A 13,265-nucleotide genomic window follows, 5' to 3' on the forward strand; every position below is an offset into this window, starting at 1 on the left:
AAATCGCCATAATTCAACCCGCGCCAAACAAGGCCCTCAATGGTAGTCTTATTGGTCCTCTCGCAACAATAGTTCGTGAACCTGGTCAGGTCCGGAAGGAAGCAGCCACAGCGGATGACTTGTGTGCCGGGATGTGGCTGGTAAGACTACCACCCAAATTTCCTCATTTGTTGTTTGAAGTGTAAGTCTTATTAATAGTACTCAAAACTATACTAAAACATACTAATTCCCTTATAAATCCAATTAAAAACTAGATCTCAGTTCATTAGATCAATAGCACTTCATATACTAATCTACTAAAACTCATCCGTACTAATTGGTTTAGTTACCGTGTTAGTCAAAGTTCTTGCGCAAGTTAAAACAGATAATTCAGGCTTATTGATTGAAGTACCTGTGTTGCTTAGTGAATATGGGGTATTTGATCCCTTACTTGATTACGTTATAAGCCAGTTGCACATCAAAAGTTTGCCATGGATGAACCGCATTACGTTTGCTTGCCAACTGTTACTTGAGTACATGGAAGCCAACACAGGGCTATTTTCAGACGCCAGTAAGTTATTTCAATCATTTGTTATGCGTTTATCATTGGGTACCATTAGCCCAGAGGGGAATGATCCATCGGGTTTATATTGGTTACCTCGCTCTACTGCAAACGTAAATCAACTTTTATCTGCGCTAAATGGTTTAACGGATTGGCTCGCCAATAACAGAAATACAACTAGCTTAAACCCGTTTGAACAAGCCAGCTCTCATCAAGAACGCCTTAACTATGCTGCATGGTACAAACGTAACCAGTATAACTTTTTGGGCCATATCAAAAGTAACCCATTACCTAGTGTACTTAAAAGCGTGCGCAAGGTACGTGGTAAAAAGGATGTGCTCAAGGTTGATGGGGATGCTATTTCATTTCCAGAAAAACTCTTTAAACCCTTTTTTATTCAAGGCTTGGGCAAAGCCAGAGATAAACGCGTGGCATTGCGTGATCAGCTTATCGTGTTGCTGATGCATGGTACCGGTGTACGAGAAAGTGATGCTTTGCACCTTTGGGTGGATGATGTGTTTTACGACCCAGAAAACCCAAGCGGTGTGATAGTACGTTTGTATCATCCTGAAGATGGCAGAGCTCCAAATAATTGGACTGGCCGCAAACGACAAAAAACACGCGCAGCGTATTTGGCTGAGAAATTTAACTTAATTCCTCGTAACCGCATGACGGGTACCGCCCGAGTTGGCTGGAAAACCAAAGTGGTTGATGAAGACGAAAACTACATTCAACTGCACTGGTTTCCTGCCTTTTACGGTGAGTTATTTGCCAAGTTGTGGCAGCAATACTTACTGTATTTGTTGCCGTTACCAAGAATGTACCCGTATGCATTTGTGTCGTTTTCACAAGCTCACGAAGGCCAATCACTCACCCTAAACGCGTTTAACCAAAGTTATAAAGCGGCCATGGCCCGTATCAACCTTGTCGTGTCAAAACCTGAAGGACGAACCCCACATGCCCACCGTCATGCTTATGGCAGGCGTATGTCGAGCGCGGGCATTGATCCACGACTGATCAAAAAGGCACTTCACCATGCTTCGTTATTATCGCAAGCGGTTTACACCCAGCCAAGCATTAAAGACGTGACAATGGCATGTGAAAGAGCGTCAAAAAACCTTGATGGCCAACACTATGCCGAGTTTAAAGAAGACGTCAGCATGAGCTGGCAAAGCGTGATGGAATCAGGCTTTCAAGATATTGACCCTGATGGGTTATTTAGCGGTAAATACCCCAAATTAAGGAGGTATAAACCATGAAAACACAGGATTATGAGTTTAATTGGTTTATCAAGAAAAACGGCTCAGGCTGGGAGACATGGCGGGAGCTGGCCTCAACTTGGCTTGAATAAAAGCAATACGGCATTGATCATTCACGCGCCGCAATCGCTCGCTTTTTAGATGAATACCTGGTACCGCGATTTATTACCGATCCCATTGAGCTATTTACACTGGCAGATCAAGACTACAGCAAATTTCTTATGCCGTTTGAGCTGAATGAAGGGTATCGTGTTAGGCAAAACAACGATGTATGCCGCTTTATTGATTGGATTATTCATACCTACTACTCAGAGCCAGATGACAATGGCGACCCTGTGCCACTATTTCAAAACCCTTTTGAAAAAGAGCAAAACCCTGTAAGACGACAGGAAACTGTCTACAACGCTTTACCCTACGCCTATATAAAGCAATTGCGCAGCATATTATGCCCCGCGCCTCGAGGTCACTTTAAGCAATGGCAGTGGGCCATCGACTACAGTGAGATCTTCTTTACTAATGCTCGTTTTTTAAAAGACTGGATTTTAGTTGATAAGTCGGTGATAGACAAAGCGGACCCTGATTGTGTTTGGCAGAAACACACGCTAGATAAACAGCGGCAAATAAGAATAGATGGTGCACTGAGAACCTTAGAGAAAGGTGACAGCATTTACTTAATTTGGTCGCCTGTTCGTGCCATGGCTTTATATCTTAAGTTGCAGTTACCTTTACGAACCTTTCAAGTGCGAATGCTGGACTCGGGCGAGGCAGATACATGGCGTTACAGCAATGGCGAGTGGCAAATGAATACGGAACATCATTTTGCTGAAGGCAGCGATAAGCGCCCATGGCAAAAAGGGGTATTCCACCGCATTATTACGCCAGATATTGGTGATGTGATGACGGGTATGTACATAAACACAAATAAAACCGCAGATAGAAACAAAGACGAAATAACTCGGGGATACGTGATCCCGTGGCAACACGAAGAGGTGTTGTATTGGTTAGAAAAGCTCAGAAACTGGCAAGAAAAGTACAACCCAATCAGTAAACCTACCTCTATTTACGACTTAGATTACAAGCACTTTGGTAGCACTAAAACCAAAATTCAGCGCAGTGAAATTGGTGATATTTGCTTTTTGTTTCGCAATGCCGCAGCGTATCGCAAGCGCGAACGTTGTATGCCAATTACTGACGGCTACGTTAATGCACTTTGGGTGGCTTTGCTTGCCCAACTCGAGGACGATGTGGCAAAAAAAGAGCACACTTTAAGAGATGGTGCCAAAGTGCATTTTGTTGACCCTAAAAATGCCAAAAGGCCGCTATTTCCTTCGCATGCATTACGCGTTTCTTTGATTACTTGCTACGCCATTGAGGGGGAAATACCCACACCAATATTGTCAAAGCTGTTGGTTGGCCACAGTCGTTTGATCATGACTTTGCACTACACCAAACTCACGCCTGTGATGATGGCCAAGAAAATGCGTGAGGCTGAAGGCAAAATAATTGACAAAGAAGACGATAGCTTGCAGTCATTCTTGGCCAATAAATCCATTGAAGAAATCGGCTTGCAAGCCGCGTTTAAAGGCATTGAATCGCTACAAACCGCATTGAGAGTGCGCAACCCAGCTGGGTGGCAAGAAAAGTCGATAGGCATTTGTTTAGCAGGAGGTAACACTTCACCCTTGGTTGAACATGCCTCTATTGCTGGGTGCTGGAATGGCGGCGATAAACTAAAAAAAGCGAATCGAAACCAAGCCGATTTACACACGCCAGTCCCCCATGGGATTGAGAACTGTATTCGCTGCCGCTGGTTTATTACCAGCATTCGATACATTCAATCGCTCACAGCTCATTTTAACAACTTAAGCTACCATGCCACAGAAGCCGCTAAAATTGCTGCGGAACTAGAGGGCGAGCAAGCGAGCTTATTGGATGAAGAATACTTTTGCGAGGTAAATGGCACCCCATTTAACAACTGGTGCTAAACGGCCAGCTCAGAACTATCGCTCGGCGTGAATTGCCAACCAAGCTAACCTTTAAACCACTCTGTAACGTTAAAAAGCCAAAAGCTGAAACTACGGAAGATGTTACATCCAAAAAAGAAATGCAGCGTCGCTACAAATATGTGCAAGGTGCAATTGAACAAAACGTTCCAGCCTATACAGAGAAATGGTTAACCCCGTTTATTACTCAAAAGGCGGCGGAGATAAACGACAGCAGCCCACCGTCATGGCGTACGCTAGCCCATTGGAACAAAGCCTTTGTGGAAAGCGGCTGGGATAAACACGCACTGATGCCAAGGCATAAAGCCAAAGGCAACCGGACCAAGCAATTACCTAAAGAAGTGCATGACCTAATTGATGAGGTGATCAATGAATACCTTCGCACGCATACGGTGGTGAGGTATCAAAAGGTGTATGAGCAATTTCTGGAAAAGCTTGATACGCTTCATGCCGAAAGGAAGGGGGAAGATTTAAGTGCATTCAAACCATGCAGTTATAGGTGGATAGTGAATAGGCTTCAAAATGGAAAATAGTGAATCAATTAGATACTCAATAGGTAAGCAAACTTTATTTAAAGAGGCTATTGTAGCCTTTCATCCAGAGATTGGAGGCGAATATTTTTCTAACAATCCACACGAAAAAATGTTTAACAAATACATAGGAAATGCCGCTGGTTCTCGTTTGTATGGTTATATCTTGCTGGATTTCAGACTAAGTAGCGACTGGGAGTTACCAGGAGGTATAGTAATAGAGCGTTCGATTGTGATTAACCATGGAGTTGATGACGGAGCTGGGCAGGAGTGTATGCAGTCTTTCGTGTCAACAGTGCTCTTACCAGATTGGGTGACTGCCTATAACCGTCAATTGTTTTTACAGGGGTTGGCTGCGGTTGTTTCGTTTACTACAGCTAGGTCCGCCTACGCACAAGGTAGCTCATTTGAAAGCATAATTGCCGATAAGCTAGTTCCTATTGAGCAGTTTGTTGAAGAAAATCGCCAAGGTAGTTTTGCAGATATAGAGGGAATCAAAATTGTTATCAAAACCGACAAAGGAGATATTTGGGGCCGTTTCTGGAAGTTTCGTCCCATAGATGAAACAACGCACCCTGTTTTTTCTTCCCATCTGTCGATTCAAATAGATAATACAAATGACCAATTTCTAGTGGTAAAACTTGATAAGAATTATAACTTTATCGATATACCTCATACACCATTTTATAATCCGTCTACAGATGAAGTTTTGGTCTTTCAAATTAATAAGTTTCGCCAGCTTGCGGCATTTGGCCCAGTGGCGGTATTAGGCCGTAGCTCTGTCTTTAAGATACACGAAGATGTGCTGGCTGAATGGAATACTCGATTATCAAATGTAATCTCAAATTTATGGAAGCTCCCATATAAATCGAGCGCGAAAGCTTTTGACTACAAAAGTGTATGCAAACTATACGAATGATTCAGTTAGCATGTCATAACTATGACGAAGATTTCGACTTATCATTTTCTATGCTAGTTTCTGCTATTGAAAGTGTTGCGCAAATTGCCATGCCAGAACCTGAGAAGCATGAACTTCACAATGTATGGAAAAAATCTACGAAGAATGATCCTGATCTTAAAGCGCTTTTCCAGTACTACTGCGACTTACGGGTTCATGATAAACGTTTGAAAGAGCGTTTTGCTAGTTTCGTGTTTAAATATTTTCCAACTGAGAAGTGGTGGGACCTCTACGATGATGGCATTCTTATGCATGGATTTAACTCACCTTATAATGAGGCCACAGAGTTAAGTAGAAAGCACTCTGAATTTAGACCTAACCATTTTACTCCAGAACAATTAAAAGGCATTGTTAAAGAAACATATAATTACAGATCTAAATTTGTTCATAGAGGAGAATCAACACCGCATCGAAATCCAAAATTAGGCTCGTGGCAACGTTTTTTTGAAGAGCTAAGAAATGTGGGGGAGTACGGTTCATTTTCAACCAAAAGGTATTTAATAAGCAGAGAACTTATGCTTGAAATAGCGATCAAGTCGATAAGTAATTACTTAGCTGAACAGTCTGAATCTTCGTAAGTTGTATATAAGGAAAATGACGAGGTATTGCCTTTTAATAAATTGGCGTTTAACTACACAGCAAGACTAAATACTTGACTCAGATGCTCTCACTTTGCTGCAGAAGTAATTTTCTACAATAGGTTTGAGCAGCCGTTTCCATCGATTTTATATTTACTTCCAATGAATTAAAGCGCAATGTAGTATAAATACTGTTATTTGGTAGCCCAGTATTGTTACTAACTATGTTTAGCCTGTAAAGCGGGCCTAATTTTATCTTTTAGGAGTAATATTGTTTAATCCGAAATACACAGTAAAGCTTGGAGAGAAAGAAGAAGTTATCGGTGTAGACTTTTTGCAAGCATATGCGGCTAAATACAAATTGGACAGATATGCTAACGGAAGATTCAGCTGGTTTTTTGTTTTACAAATGTTCATGTATCACAAAATGTTTGATATAGAACCATATATGATCGTAGATGCAATAAAAGAGCTAGAAGGATGCACAGAAGTAAATCTTATAAAAAAAGAAACTCAGTTTAAGAGAAAGCCACTGAAAGGGTTATGGCATAAACACTACTTTTCCGCACGCTTTCTAATGAAAAATATAGTAGTTCACCATGGTCAAAGTGGTATTAAAAGGCTCATTGCAAAGCACTGGGATGGTAAGAGCGAAATCTCGGATGAGCAGCTTTCAAACATCATAGATGACTTTGGAATAAATGCATTTCAAGAAAGGTCAAATAAAGGTAATCTGACAGGAGAGTGGATAGTTTTTGCAAAATACAATGATGAGAATTATTACCTATCTCTAGGAGAACACTCTGGGTGTGATCGAAAACTGTACGAAATGATCGTTTCAACCTGTACTCCTCAATTTAAGTTTTTGAGTACAATATTGGAACAGAGCTGACAAAAGTTTTCGGGACCCGCAATTGATAACCAAAAGACAGTGTTTTTTAATTACTAGGCCCTTACTAAATTATCTTTATGTTCTAATAGGTATTTATTAGGCTGGTACACTTTCCACTATAAATTTGTATGTCGCTATAAACTCCAGTTGTTTGAAGTGTAAGTCTTATTAATAGTACTCAAAACTATACTAAAACATACTAATTCCCTTATAAATCCAATTAAAAACTAGATCTCAGTTCATTAGATCAATAGTACTTCATATACTAATCTACTAAAACTCATCCGTACTAATTCGTATAGTTACCATGTTAGTCAAAGTTCTTGCGCAAGTTAAAACAGATAATTCAGGCTTATTGATTGAAGTACCTGTGTTGCTTAGCGAATATGGTGTATTTGAGCCCTTACTTGATTACGTTATAAGCCAGTCGCACATTAAAAGTTTGCCATCAATGATTTCTGTTATCTAGCCTAGGTAATATGGATAGTACTTTTAGCATATCTTTGCGTAGTCATGTGCCTTGGAACATGAGTAAAGAAGAGCTCCCATTTTGAACAATTTGCTTTTGCATATTTATATTGTTGGGTGTTTTCCAGATATCACTGTTATATGAAAGTTGACGCGTTTTTACCATTTATGATTTGGTGACACCTATTTAAGTTATGGTTGATAGTAATAGAGTGTGTGTATGAGTAGCCGTTGTTATGCGGCGGCGAGTACGCTATTGTTATGCGACATTTTTCGTTGATAAAAATGTCAGCTATTGAGGGAGTCAAATGAAGTATAAAGTAGTACCTGTAAGATCGGATTTTTTAGATAAAGTTAGAAATGTAGGTATAGACGATCAAAACCAACCTGTAGAAGTATTGGAAGCTAAAGGTGGTGAACCATGCCGAGATGTGCTTCGTGGCGCTAAGGCTGGTGAAGAACTAATATTGGCCAGTTATTGTCCTTTCACTAAAACAGGCCCGTATAAAGAGTATGGTCCCATTTTTGTGTTGGCAAACTCGAAGAGTCAGGAGTTTGATGTTAACAAACTGCCATTGCCAAATGGATCAGCAACCGATTATTTAGGTCACACATTTGTATTAAAAGCATACTGTGAAAACGAGCGTATATTAGACGCGAAATTGACATCACCAGAACACGCAGAGTCAGACCTTGAAGAGTTTTTAACCAATGATAAGGTAAGCTTTGTAATTGCAAGATATGCTGCTTATGGTTGTTACAGTTTTAGAGTTGAACGTGTGGCATAGCTAACAAGTTGATAATTGGCAAAATTTACTGTGTCGCTTTATGCATTGTGTTTCACGCGCAAAAACTACCCAGAGAAAACTCCAATTATCAAGGCGTTAGCTGTCCAATAGAATCATGGATACGAAATCTAAATTTACTCAAACAGTCCAATTAAAAACAAATGATGATCGAACCACTTTAAAGTTAAGTGAATTTGAACTTCTAGGCAGTAGCTTCAAATGCTTTGTTACTTTAAGCTCTAGAGGCTTTGGGTTTCATGGTACTGTTTACTTTGACAATCCAAAGAAGTTTCTCAGTGATATTGAGATTATGAATTCCACAATGAAAGGTTCTGCTGAGTTGAAAGAGGATTATAACGATCACTTCCTTAAATTTGAGCTTAATCACTTAGGGCATTTAATTGTCAGTGCTTGTTTCGTAGAGTACAGTGAACATTCTCAAAATTTGGCTGTAGAGTTTAAAACGGACCAAACTTGTTTGCCTTCATTTCTCGAAGAACTCAAATTAGTCTTGGTGTAACAGCAGCTAACAAACGCTTAAGCTAAAGGGCTAAAAACAGCAGGCTTGTGCTCCGCGTCGCTCATTTTAGCCTGTAATTTTGCGCTGTTTACGGCAAGCGCTAGGCATCAAGAGGCAGCATGGAAGTAATTGAACAATTTTGTAGTGAACATGTAAAACAAGTTCATATGTTGTACCAACAGGTATGGAGGGGAAAACTCGTACATTAGCTGACACAATAGACTGTGTATCTGGTTCACAGGTTTGTGTTGGTATCGTAGGTGACCAAGGTGAACTAGTCGGTTTTGCACGTGTCTTGAGTGACTTTATCTATAAAGCTGTTATTTTTGATGTCATTGCAGCTCCGGAAGAACGCGGGAACGGCCTTGGAATTAAGCTAATGGAGTTGATAAAACATCATCCTAAACTGAGCAAGATTCGTCATTTTGAGCTCTATTGCTTGCCTGATATGGAACCATTTTATGAGAAGCTTGGTTTTACCTCAGAGGTGGGCGGAATACGTTTGTTGAGATGTGAAAATGCCTAATAAACTGTTCATGCGGACAGCGAACAGTCGGCGATTTTGGTTTGATTTGAGCTCAGTGATTATGGTGGCTCTGTTTGGGATTAGCAGTAGTTAGCTGTTACTTAACAAGGTATTAAGCCTCTTATGAATATCGGGTATTACGAAAAATTTGAGAAAGAATTAGAAGCCGGGCTAAAGAAACAAGCAGCAGCTTCAGTGAAACTTTTTGTTGAGTCATTTAACGGAGAGGAAGAGGTTCTCAACTGGGTATGGTCGTATTTACCTAACCTTGAAAAAACAGACATAGCTGTATCCGCTACGAAATATTCATGAACCTCGTTTATCCTACTTTGAAAAGAGGTTTTGAGGTTGGAGATTACGATTCAACTTTGTGGCTTGGTAAGCTTATTCAAAATATTTATCAAACCAAAGGCTTATTTGAAGAACTTGGCTCTCTGGTTGAAATGGATTTTTATAAAAGGTGTCACGAAATAGATCCCGAAAATAATCAAGGAAATGGCCTACTACTTGGCAGTCTTTTAAACTGGTTTTCATATTGTGAACATGAATGGCCAGCTGGTATTTTATACGGTAATGATGGCGCAAGTATTGAGCAATGCGAAGAGATAAGAAATGAAGTAAAGTTTGCTTTATCGCTTGTGACTGAGCAAGCGGACATAGACTTTATTGAACAGTTTTTAGAAAAACTAGTTCAGTATGAAACGAGACTTAGTAAGGCCTTAAAGTCAGACTCGTAACAGTTGACTCGATTCCGCTTAGCTTCATATTTTAGCCAACAATTACTCACTACTTTAGGCGGTGTTATCCATACAAAAGAAAAGTGCCTGTCCTATTTGCTCAATCGATTTCTAAGATCTTTTAAAAAGTTGCTTTTTTGATTGTATTAAAACCAGTTGTCAACATTCAAAAATGCCTCAAACTAATAAGGCAGAGTTAATTTTACCATTATTTTATAAACAACACGCTTTATGGTTGCGTTTGATTTTTAAATAAACAAATAAATGTAATACTTTTTAGCTTAAAAAGTGTGGGGCATTTTATATGGTGAATTAATGCAACCAAATTTAGTTGCGAAGAATAGTTTTAAGAAAAAATCAATAGGTGTATACTCCTATTGTTAGTTTTCTATTTATTGAACTAGGTTCCTTTTAATAGTTGTGTGCGGTTTTAAATTGCAAGGCTGCTTGAAGGACTGGTTTTAGCTACTTTAAAATACTTAAAATAGCCATAAGTTTTATTTTAATCTAGATCTCAAAAGCCATCATTGGTAATAATTAACATGAATATAAGAATATTATTATTTCTATCTATCGTAACTTTCGTAATTACAGGTTGTTCCAGTTCAAGAGTTACAGCATCTCTTAGCCCGGAAATTCCAGAGGCGTCATATACAGGAAAGGGAACAAATGCAGGGCCGATGTTGGTTGGCTCTCTTGGTGCTGTGGGGGTTGGTGTAGGTATAGCAATAGATAAGGGTATAGCTAAAGACTTTGACAAACAGATTGAAATACATAAAGCCAAATATATTAAAAATATTTCTGTTCTACTAAAAGGTTACTTTCCAAACGCCGAAAGTTTTAGCTTGTCACGGCTTGAGTTCACTGCTGTACGAAACGATGAAAACTTGGTGAACACGAGCTTGGTTATTAAAGTGGAAGAAAACAGTGCCATTGATTTTGTATCTATTGAACTAGAAATAATCAAGTTCGATGATTTAAAAACGTCAGATGCTTTCTGGCAACACCTCGAAAAAAAACTAAAAAAAGGACTGTAATATGAAAACAACTCTCTTTATTGGATTACTCATTGGGGCTATTTCTTTTGGCACCAAAGCGAGTACATGGGCCAATGCATCTGGAAAAATCAGTAATATTCAAGTATGGGCCAATGGTAGTGATCCATATGGAGTCTGGGTTACTTTAGAGAGTGGCTCCGTAACGCCAAGTGGTTGTAGTCTGACTTATTATTTGCAACATAACGCTTCAAACAAAGATATCGTTTATAGCGGTTTACTTACATCAAAGGTGTCTGGCGGTAACGTTACTATCCAAACAGATAGAAGTAAGAATGCGACGGGTTTGTGTCGAATTCATAAAGTTCTTTTTTAGAGCAATAAATATTTAAGATTTAGGTAGACACGATATAGAAAGTAATTTGGCACCATTTAGGGCTGGCACAAATTTATTGCTTAAGTCGTGCTATTTTACTTCAGTTTAAATATCTAGCTTGAGTTGAATAGGAATGATAAGAGCACGGTGTATACGCCGTGCTTTTTGTGTGGACAGGGTAAGTAAACAGGTAAAAACTTTGACCGCAGACGGACATAGATTAGTAGAGCGAATGAAGCTGCCAAGCAGTGTATTTGCGAGACAACGAGATGATATCTAGGTGGTATAAGTTTTACAGAGGGAGTCCAATCATTGATAGACATCTTAACGGTGAAACTTTTGGCAAAAAGAAAAGTGCCTGTCCTATTTGTTATCAGGAGCGTCAATTAATTAGGTGCTTTTCATCTAAACTCACATAAATATTTTTTGTTTGCTATCAGCACAGCTTTGGAAACTGCTCATACAAGTGTATTCAAAATAATTGTGTTAACCAATCTTTCAATTCATAGTAGGCACAGAGCATTGGCGATTTTGGCCATAATTCCTCAGAGTTGCAGTCAAAAACTTTGAAACTAAAATCTTCTCTGGACAAACTGGTAGGTGGCTTAAAATAGCCTTTATTGTTACCAAGGTGATGCTCAAAGAAACCTGTGCTCAGGTTGGCCACATCAACAATCGCTTTGAACTTATTATCTCTTTGCAGTGTTGATTGCGGTTGTTGAATCATCTCTTTGAAGACGACAAAGTCGGTGAAAGACAAGTGATTGAGGTCTTCAAAAATGGCAACATAGCCTTTGTTTTTCACGTTCAGAAAAACTTCGCTGAAGTATTCTTCGTAGGCGTGCACATACATAAAAGGCTGTTTAATAATAAGCCCTTTTCTATTGAAAATTGTACCGTCAAGGTTAATGATGGCATCGACTTTGTCTGACAGTGCTGCGCTATGAAAAGCTGCTGCACCACCATAAGAGTGACCGATAATCCCGACTTTTTCGGAGATCTTGTTGTAAAAAACACTCTCTGGTTTTTGGCTATGTTGCTGTAAGTGTTCAATAACAAAGAGCTGATCTGCGGTCCACATTGCCAGGTCAATTCCTAGGTTATCCTGAGGCAACTCTATGGTCAGCTTGGTCTCAGAGTCAGGGGGAGCGTAGTGAGACGAACCAAAAGTATGGTTAATAGAAGCGACTAGAAAACCTCTACTGGCAATATACGAAGCCGTGATGACAAACAGTTCCGGGTTGAGATAGTACCCATGCGATAAAATGATAAGGGGTAAAGCCCCCAAAGAGTCATCTATTTCGGCTCCTTCAGCGATGTTCCAATTTAAGGGCTTTAACTTTTCTATTGCTGGTGGCGCTATTACTTCATCGAAAATAAGCTGGTTAACCCTTGCAAACTTGTCCGGCAAAGCCGCTAGCTTAGTTTCCTTATTATCGACTACAGCGGGATAAAAAAACCTAACTCCCAGCTGTCTGGGGCCCAAATCAATCGTTCTATGGTCGTTGCGACTGTGATCTTCTAGGTGAACAACAAAGCTCCCAACTGGCTGCTTTAAAGGTAATGATATCGTCTGCTGGTGGATACACAGATTATTTCCTGTTTCAGACTCACAGCTTTGCACCTTGCTGGTTGCTAGGAAAAAAACAATTGCCACAGAGAGTAATTTCGCTAGGCGTTCAGGATTCATTATTTATTCCAATGTTTTGTTTGTGATTGATAGTGCGGCTCAGTAATTCCCCATTTTCCATAATGAGTGTTTGTTCAGAAAGGTCGCAATACCTGTCACCATACTACCTCATTACTAATTTATTTTGTTGTTTTTAAGGTAATTTATCTTTTTGGAGGAAGTACGAACTCGAAAAGGTAGAAATCGAAAGTTGGCTAATAAACGGAGTAAATTATCGAGCTTATACTGGTGATTTTGGAACAAGATCTCCCGAAGGTGTCGAAGCATCAATTCCAGAAACGCCTTTTGAGTCTTTAGAAAAATCAACTAAAAATGGAGCGCTAGATTCAGAAATACCTTGGTTTAGAGTTTTCTTCGAGCGTGTATCTGGTGAATTTTCCTTAGAAGCTCTATAAGAAAATGAG

14 protein-coding genes, 1 other RNA gene and 1 pseudogene are annotated in these 13,265 nt (G+C 39.6%); 15 read left to right on the forward strand and 1 reads right to left on the reverse strand.

Annotated features, from left to right (window positions below; all coding sequences use genetic code 11):
• Positions 1-49 precede the first annotated feature (49 nt).
• The 14 genes from ffs to J8M00_RS12190 all read left to right on the forward strand — a co-directional run bounded on the left by ffs (position 50) and on the right by J8M00_RS12190 (position 11,171).
• Positions 50-146, forward strand: an RNA gene (gene ffs / locus J8M00_RS12125) — signal recognition particle sRNA small type.
• A 184-nt stretch (positions 147-330) separates the two neighbouring features.
• Complete coding sequence (gene gmtY / locus J8M00_RS12130) at positions 331-1,800, forward strand: gamma-mobile-trio recombinase GmtY (protein ID WP_211010485.1); 1,470 nt, start codon at positions 331-333, stop codon at positions 1,798-1,800.
• Positions 1,801-1,904: 104 nt separating this feature from the next.
• A complete protein-coding gene (gene gmtZ / locus J8M00_RS12135) occupies positions 1,905-3,785 on the forward strand; it encodes a gamma-mobile-trio integrase GmtZ (RefSeq protein WP_211010913.1) in 1,881 nt (626 codons plus the stop codon).
• A gap of 32 nt (positions 3,786-3,817) precedes the next feature.
• Positions 3,818-4,336, forward strand: coding sequence for a hypothetical protein (locus J8M00_RS12140; RefSeq protein ID WP_211010486.1), 519 nt, complete (start codon positions 3,818-3,820; stop codon positions 4,334-4,336).
• Complete coding sequence (locus tag J8M00_RS12145) at positions 4,326-5,252, forward strand: hypothetical protein (protein ID WP_211010487.1); 927 nt, start codon at positions 4,326-4,328, stop codon at positions 5,250-5,252. Before J8M00_RS12140 ends, J8M00_RS12145 begins: the two co-directional genes overlap by 11 nt.
• Positions 5,249-5,869 carry a hypothetical protein gene (locus J8M00_RS12150; protein WP_211010488.1) on the forward strand — a complete coding sequence of 207 codons (621 nt, stop codon included), beginning with the start codon at positions 5,249-5,251 and terminating at the stop codon, positions 5,867-5,869. Before J8M00_RS12145 ends, J8M00_RS12150 begins: the two co-directional genes overlap by 4 nt.
• 271 nt (positions 5,870-6,140) lie before the next feature.
• Positions 6,141-6,761, forward strand: coding sequence for a hypothetical protein (locus tag J8M00_RS12155; protein ID WP_211010489.1), 621 nt, complete (start codon positions 6,141-6,143; stop codon positions 6,759-6,761).
• Between the two features lie 776 nt (positions 6,762-7,537).
• Complete coding sequence (locus J8M00_RS12160) at positions 7,538-8,017, forward strand: DUF1203 domain-containing protein (RefSeq protein WP_211010490.1); 480 nt, start codon at positions 7,538-7,540, stop codon at positions 8,015-8,017.
• Between the two features lie 115 nt (positions 8,018-8,132).
• Positions 8,133-8,537, forward strand: a complete 405-nt coding sequence (locus J8M00_RS12165) for a hypothetical protein (RefSeq protein ID WP_211010491.1) — start codon at positions 8,133-8,135, stop codon at positions 8,535-8,537.
• A 184-nt stretch (positions 8,538-8,721) separates the two neighbouring features.
• On the forward strand, positions 8,722-9,063 hold the full coding sequence (locus J8M00_RS12170; RefSeq protein ID WP_211010493.1) for a GNAT family N-acetyltransferase: 342 nt from the start codon (positions 8,722-8,724) through the stop codon (positions 9,061-9,063).
• Between the two features lie 123 nt (positions 9,064-9,186).
• Positions 9,187-9,375, forward strand: coding sequence for a hypothetical protein (locus tag J8M00_RS12175; RefSeq protein ID WP_211010494.1), 189 nt, complete (start codon positions 9,187-9,189; stop codon positions 9,373-9,375).
• Positions 9,372-9,800 (forward strand): hypothetical protein, encoded by a 429-nt coding sequence (locus J8M00_RS12180; protein ID WP_211010495.1) that lies wholly within the window; start codon positions 9,372-9,374, stop codon positions 9,798-9,800. The genes J8M00_RS12175 and J8M00_RS12180 overlap by 4 nt, the downstream gene beginning before the upstream one ends.
• 542 nt (positions 9,801-10,342) lie before the next feature.
• Positions 10,343-10,837, forward strand: coding sequence for a hypothetical protein (locus J8M00_RS12185; protein WP_211010496.1), 495 nt, complete (start codon positions 10,343-10,345; stop codon positions 10,835-10,837).
• Position 10,838: 1 nt separating this feature from the next.
• Complete coding sequence (locus J8M00_RS12190; RefSeq protein WP_211010497.1) at positions 10,839-11,171, forward strand: hypothetical protein; 333 nt, start codon at positions 10,839-10,841, stop codon at positions 11,169-11,171.
• Positions 11,172-11,643: 472 nt separating this feature from the next.
• Here the strand turns inward: J8M00_RS12190 and J8M00_RS12195 are convergent, their stop codons facing one another.
• Complete coding sequence (locus tag J8M00_RS12195; RefSeq protein ID WP_211010499.1) at positions 11,644-12,861, reverse strand: alpha/beta hydrolase family protein; 1,218 nt, start codon at positions 12,859-12,861, stop codon at positions 11,644-11,646.
• A 158-nt stretch (positions 12,862-13,019) separates the two neighbouring features.
• Here J8M00_RS12195 and J8M00_RS28695 point away from each other — a divergent pair.
• Positions 13,020-13,256: pseudogene (locus J8M00_RS28695) on the forward strand (DUF6348 family protein); the annotation flags it as partial.
• Positions 13,257-13,265 lie beyond the last annotated feature (9 nt).

Source organism: Pseudoalteromonas luteoviolacea (assembly GCF_018100925.1).
Classification (GTDB): domain Bacteria; phylum Pseudomonadota; class Gammaproteobacteria; order Enterobacterales; family Alteromonadaceae; genus Pseudoalteromonas; species Pseudoalteromonas obscura.

Coding starts and splice junctions, on each gene's coding strand:
- J8M00_RS12145 (WP_211010487.1), top strand. CDS start 4,326: ATGGAAAATAGTGAATCAATTAGATACTCAATAGGTAAGCAAACTTTA.
- J8M00_RS12150 (WP_211010488.1), top strand. CDS start 5,249: ATGATTCAGTTAGCATGTCATAACTATGACGAAGATTTCGACTTATCA.
- J8M00_RS12160 (WP_211010490.1), top strand. CDS start 7,538: ATGAAGTATAAAGTAGTACCTGTAAGATCGGATTTTTTAGATAAAGTT.
- J8M00_RS12165 (WP_211010491.1), top strand. CDS start 8,133: ATGGATACGAAATCTAAATTTACTCAAACAGTCCAATTAAAAACAAAT.
- J8M00_RS12170 (WP_211010493.1), top strand. CDS start 8,722: ATGGAGGGGAAAACTCGTACATTAGCTGACACAATAGACTGTGTATCT.
- J8M00_RS12175 (WP_211010494.1), top strand. CDS start 9,187: ATGAATATCGGGTATTACGAAAAATTTGAGAAAGAATTAGAAGCCGGG.
- J8M00_RS12180 (WP_211010495.1), top strand. CDS start 9,372: ATGAACCTCGTTTATCCTACTTTGAAAAGAGGTTTTGAGGTTGGAGAT.
- J8M00_RS12185 (WP_211010496.1), top strand. CDS start 10,343: ATGAATATAAGAATATTATTATTTCTATCTATCGTAACTTTCGTAATT.
- J8M00_RS12190 (WP_211010497.1), top strand. CDS start 10,839: ATGAAAACAACTCTCTTTATTGGATTACTCATTGGGGCTATTTCTTTT.
- J8M00_RS12195 (WP_211010499.1), bottom strand. CDS start 12,861: ATGAATCCTGAACGCCTAGCGAAATTACTCTCTGTGGCAATTGTTTTT.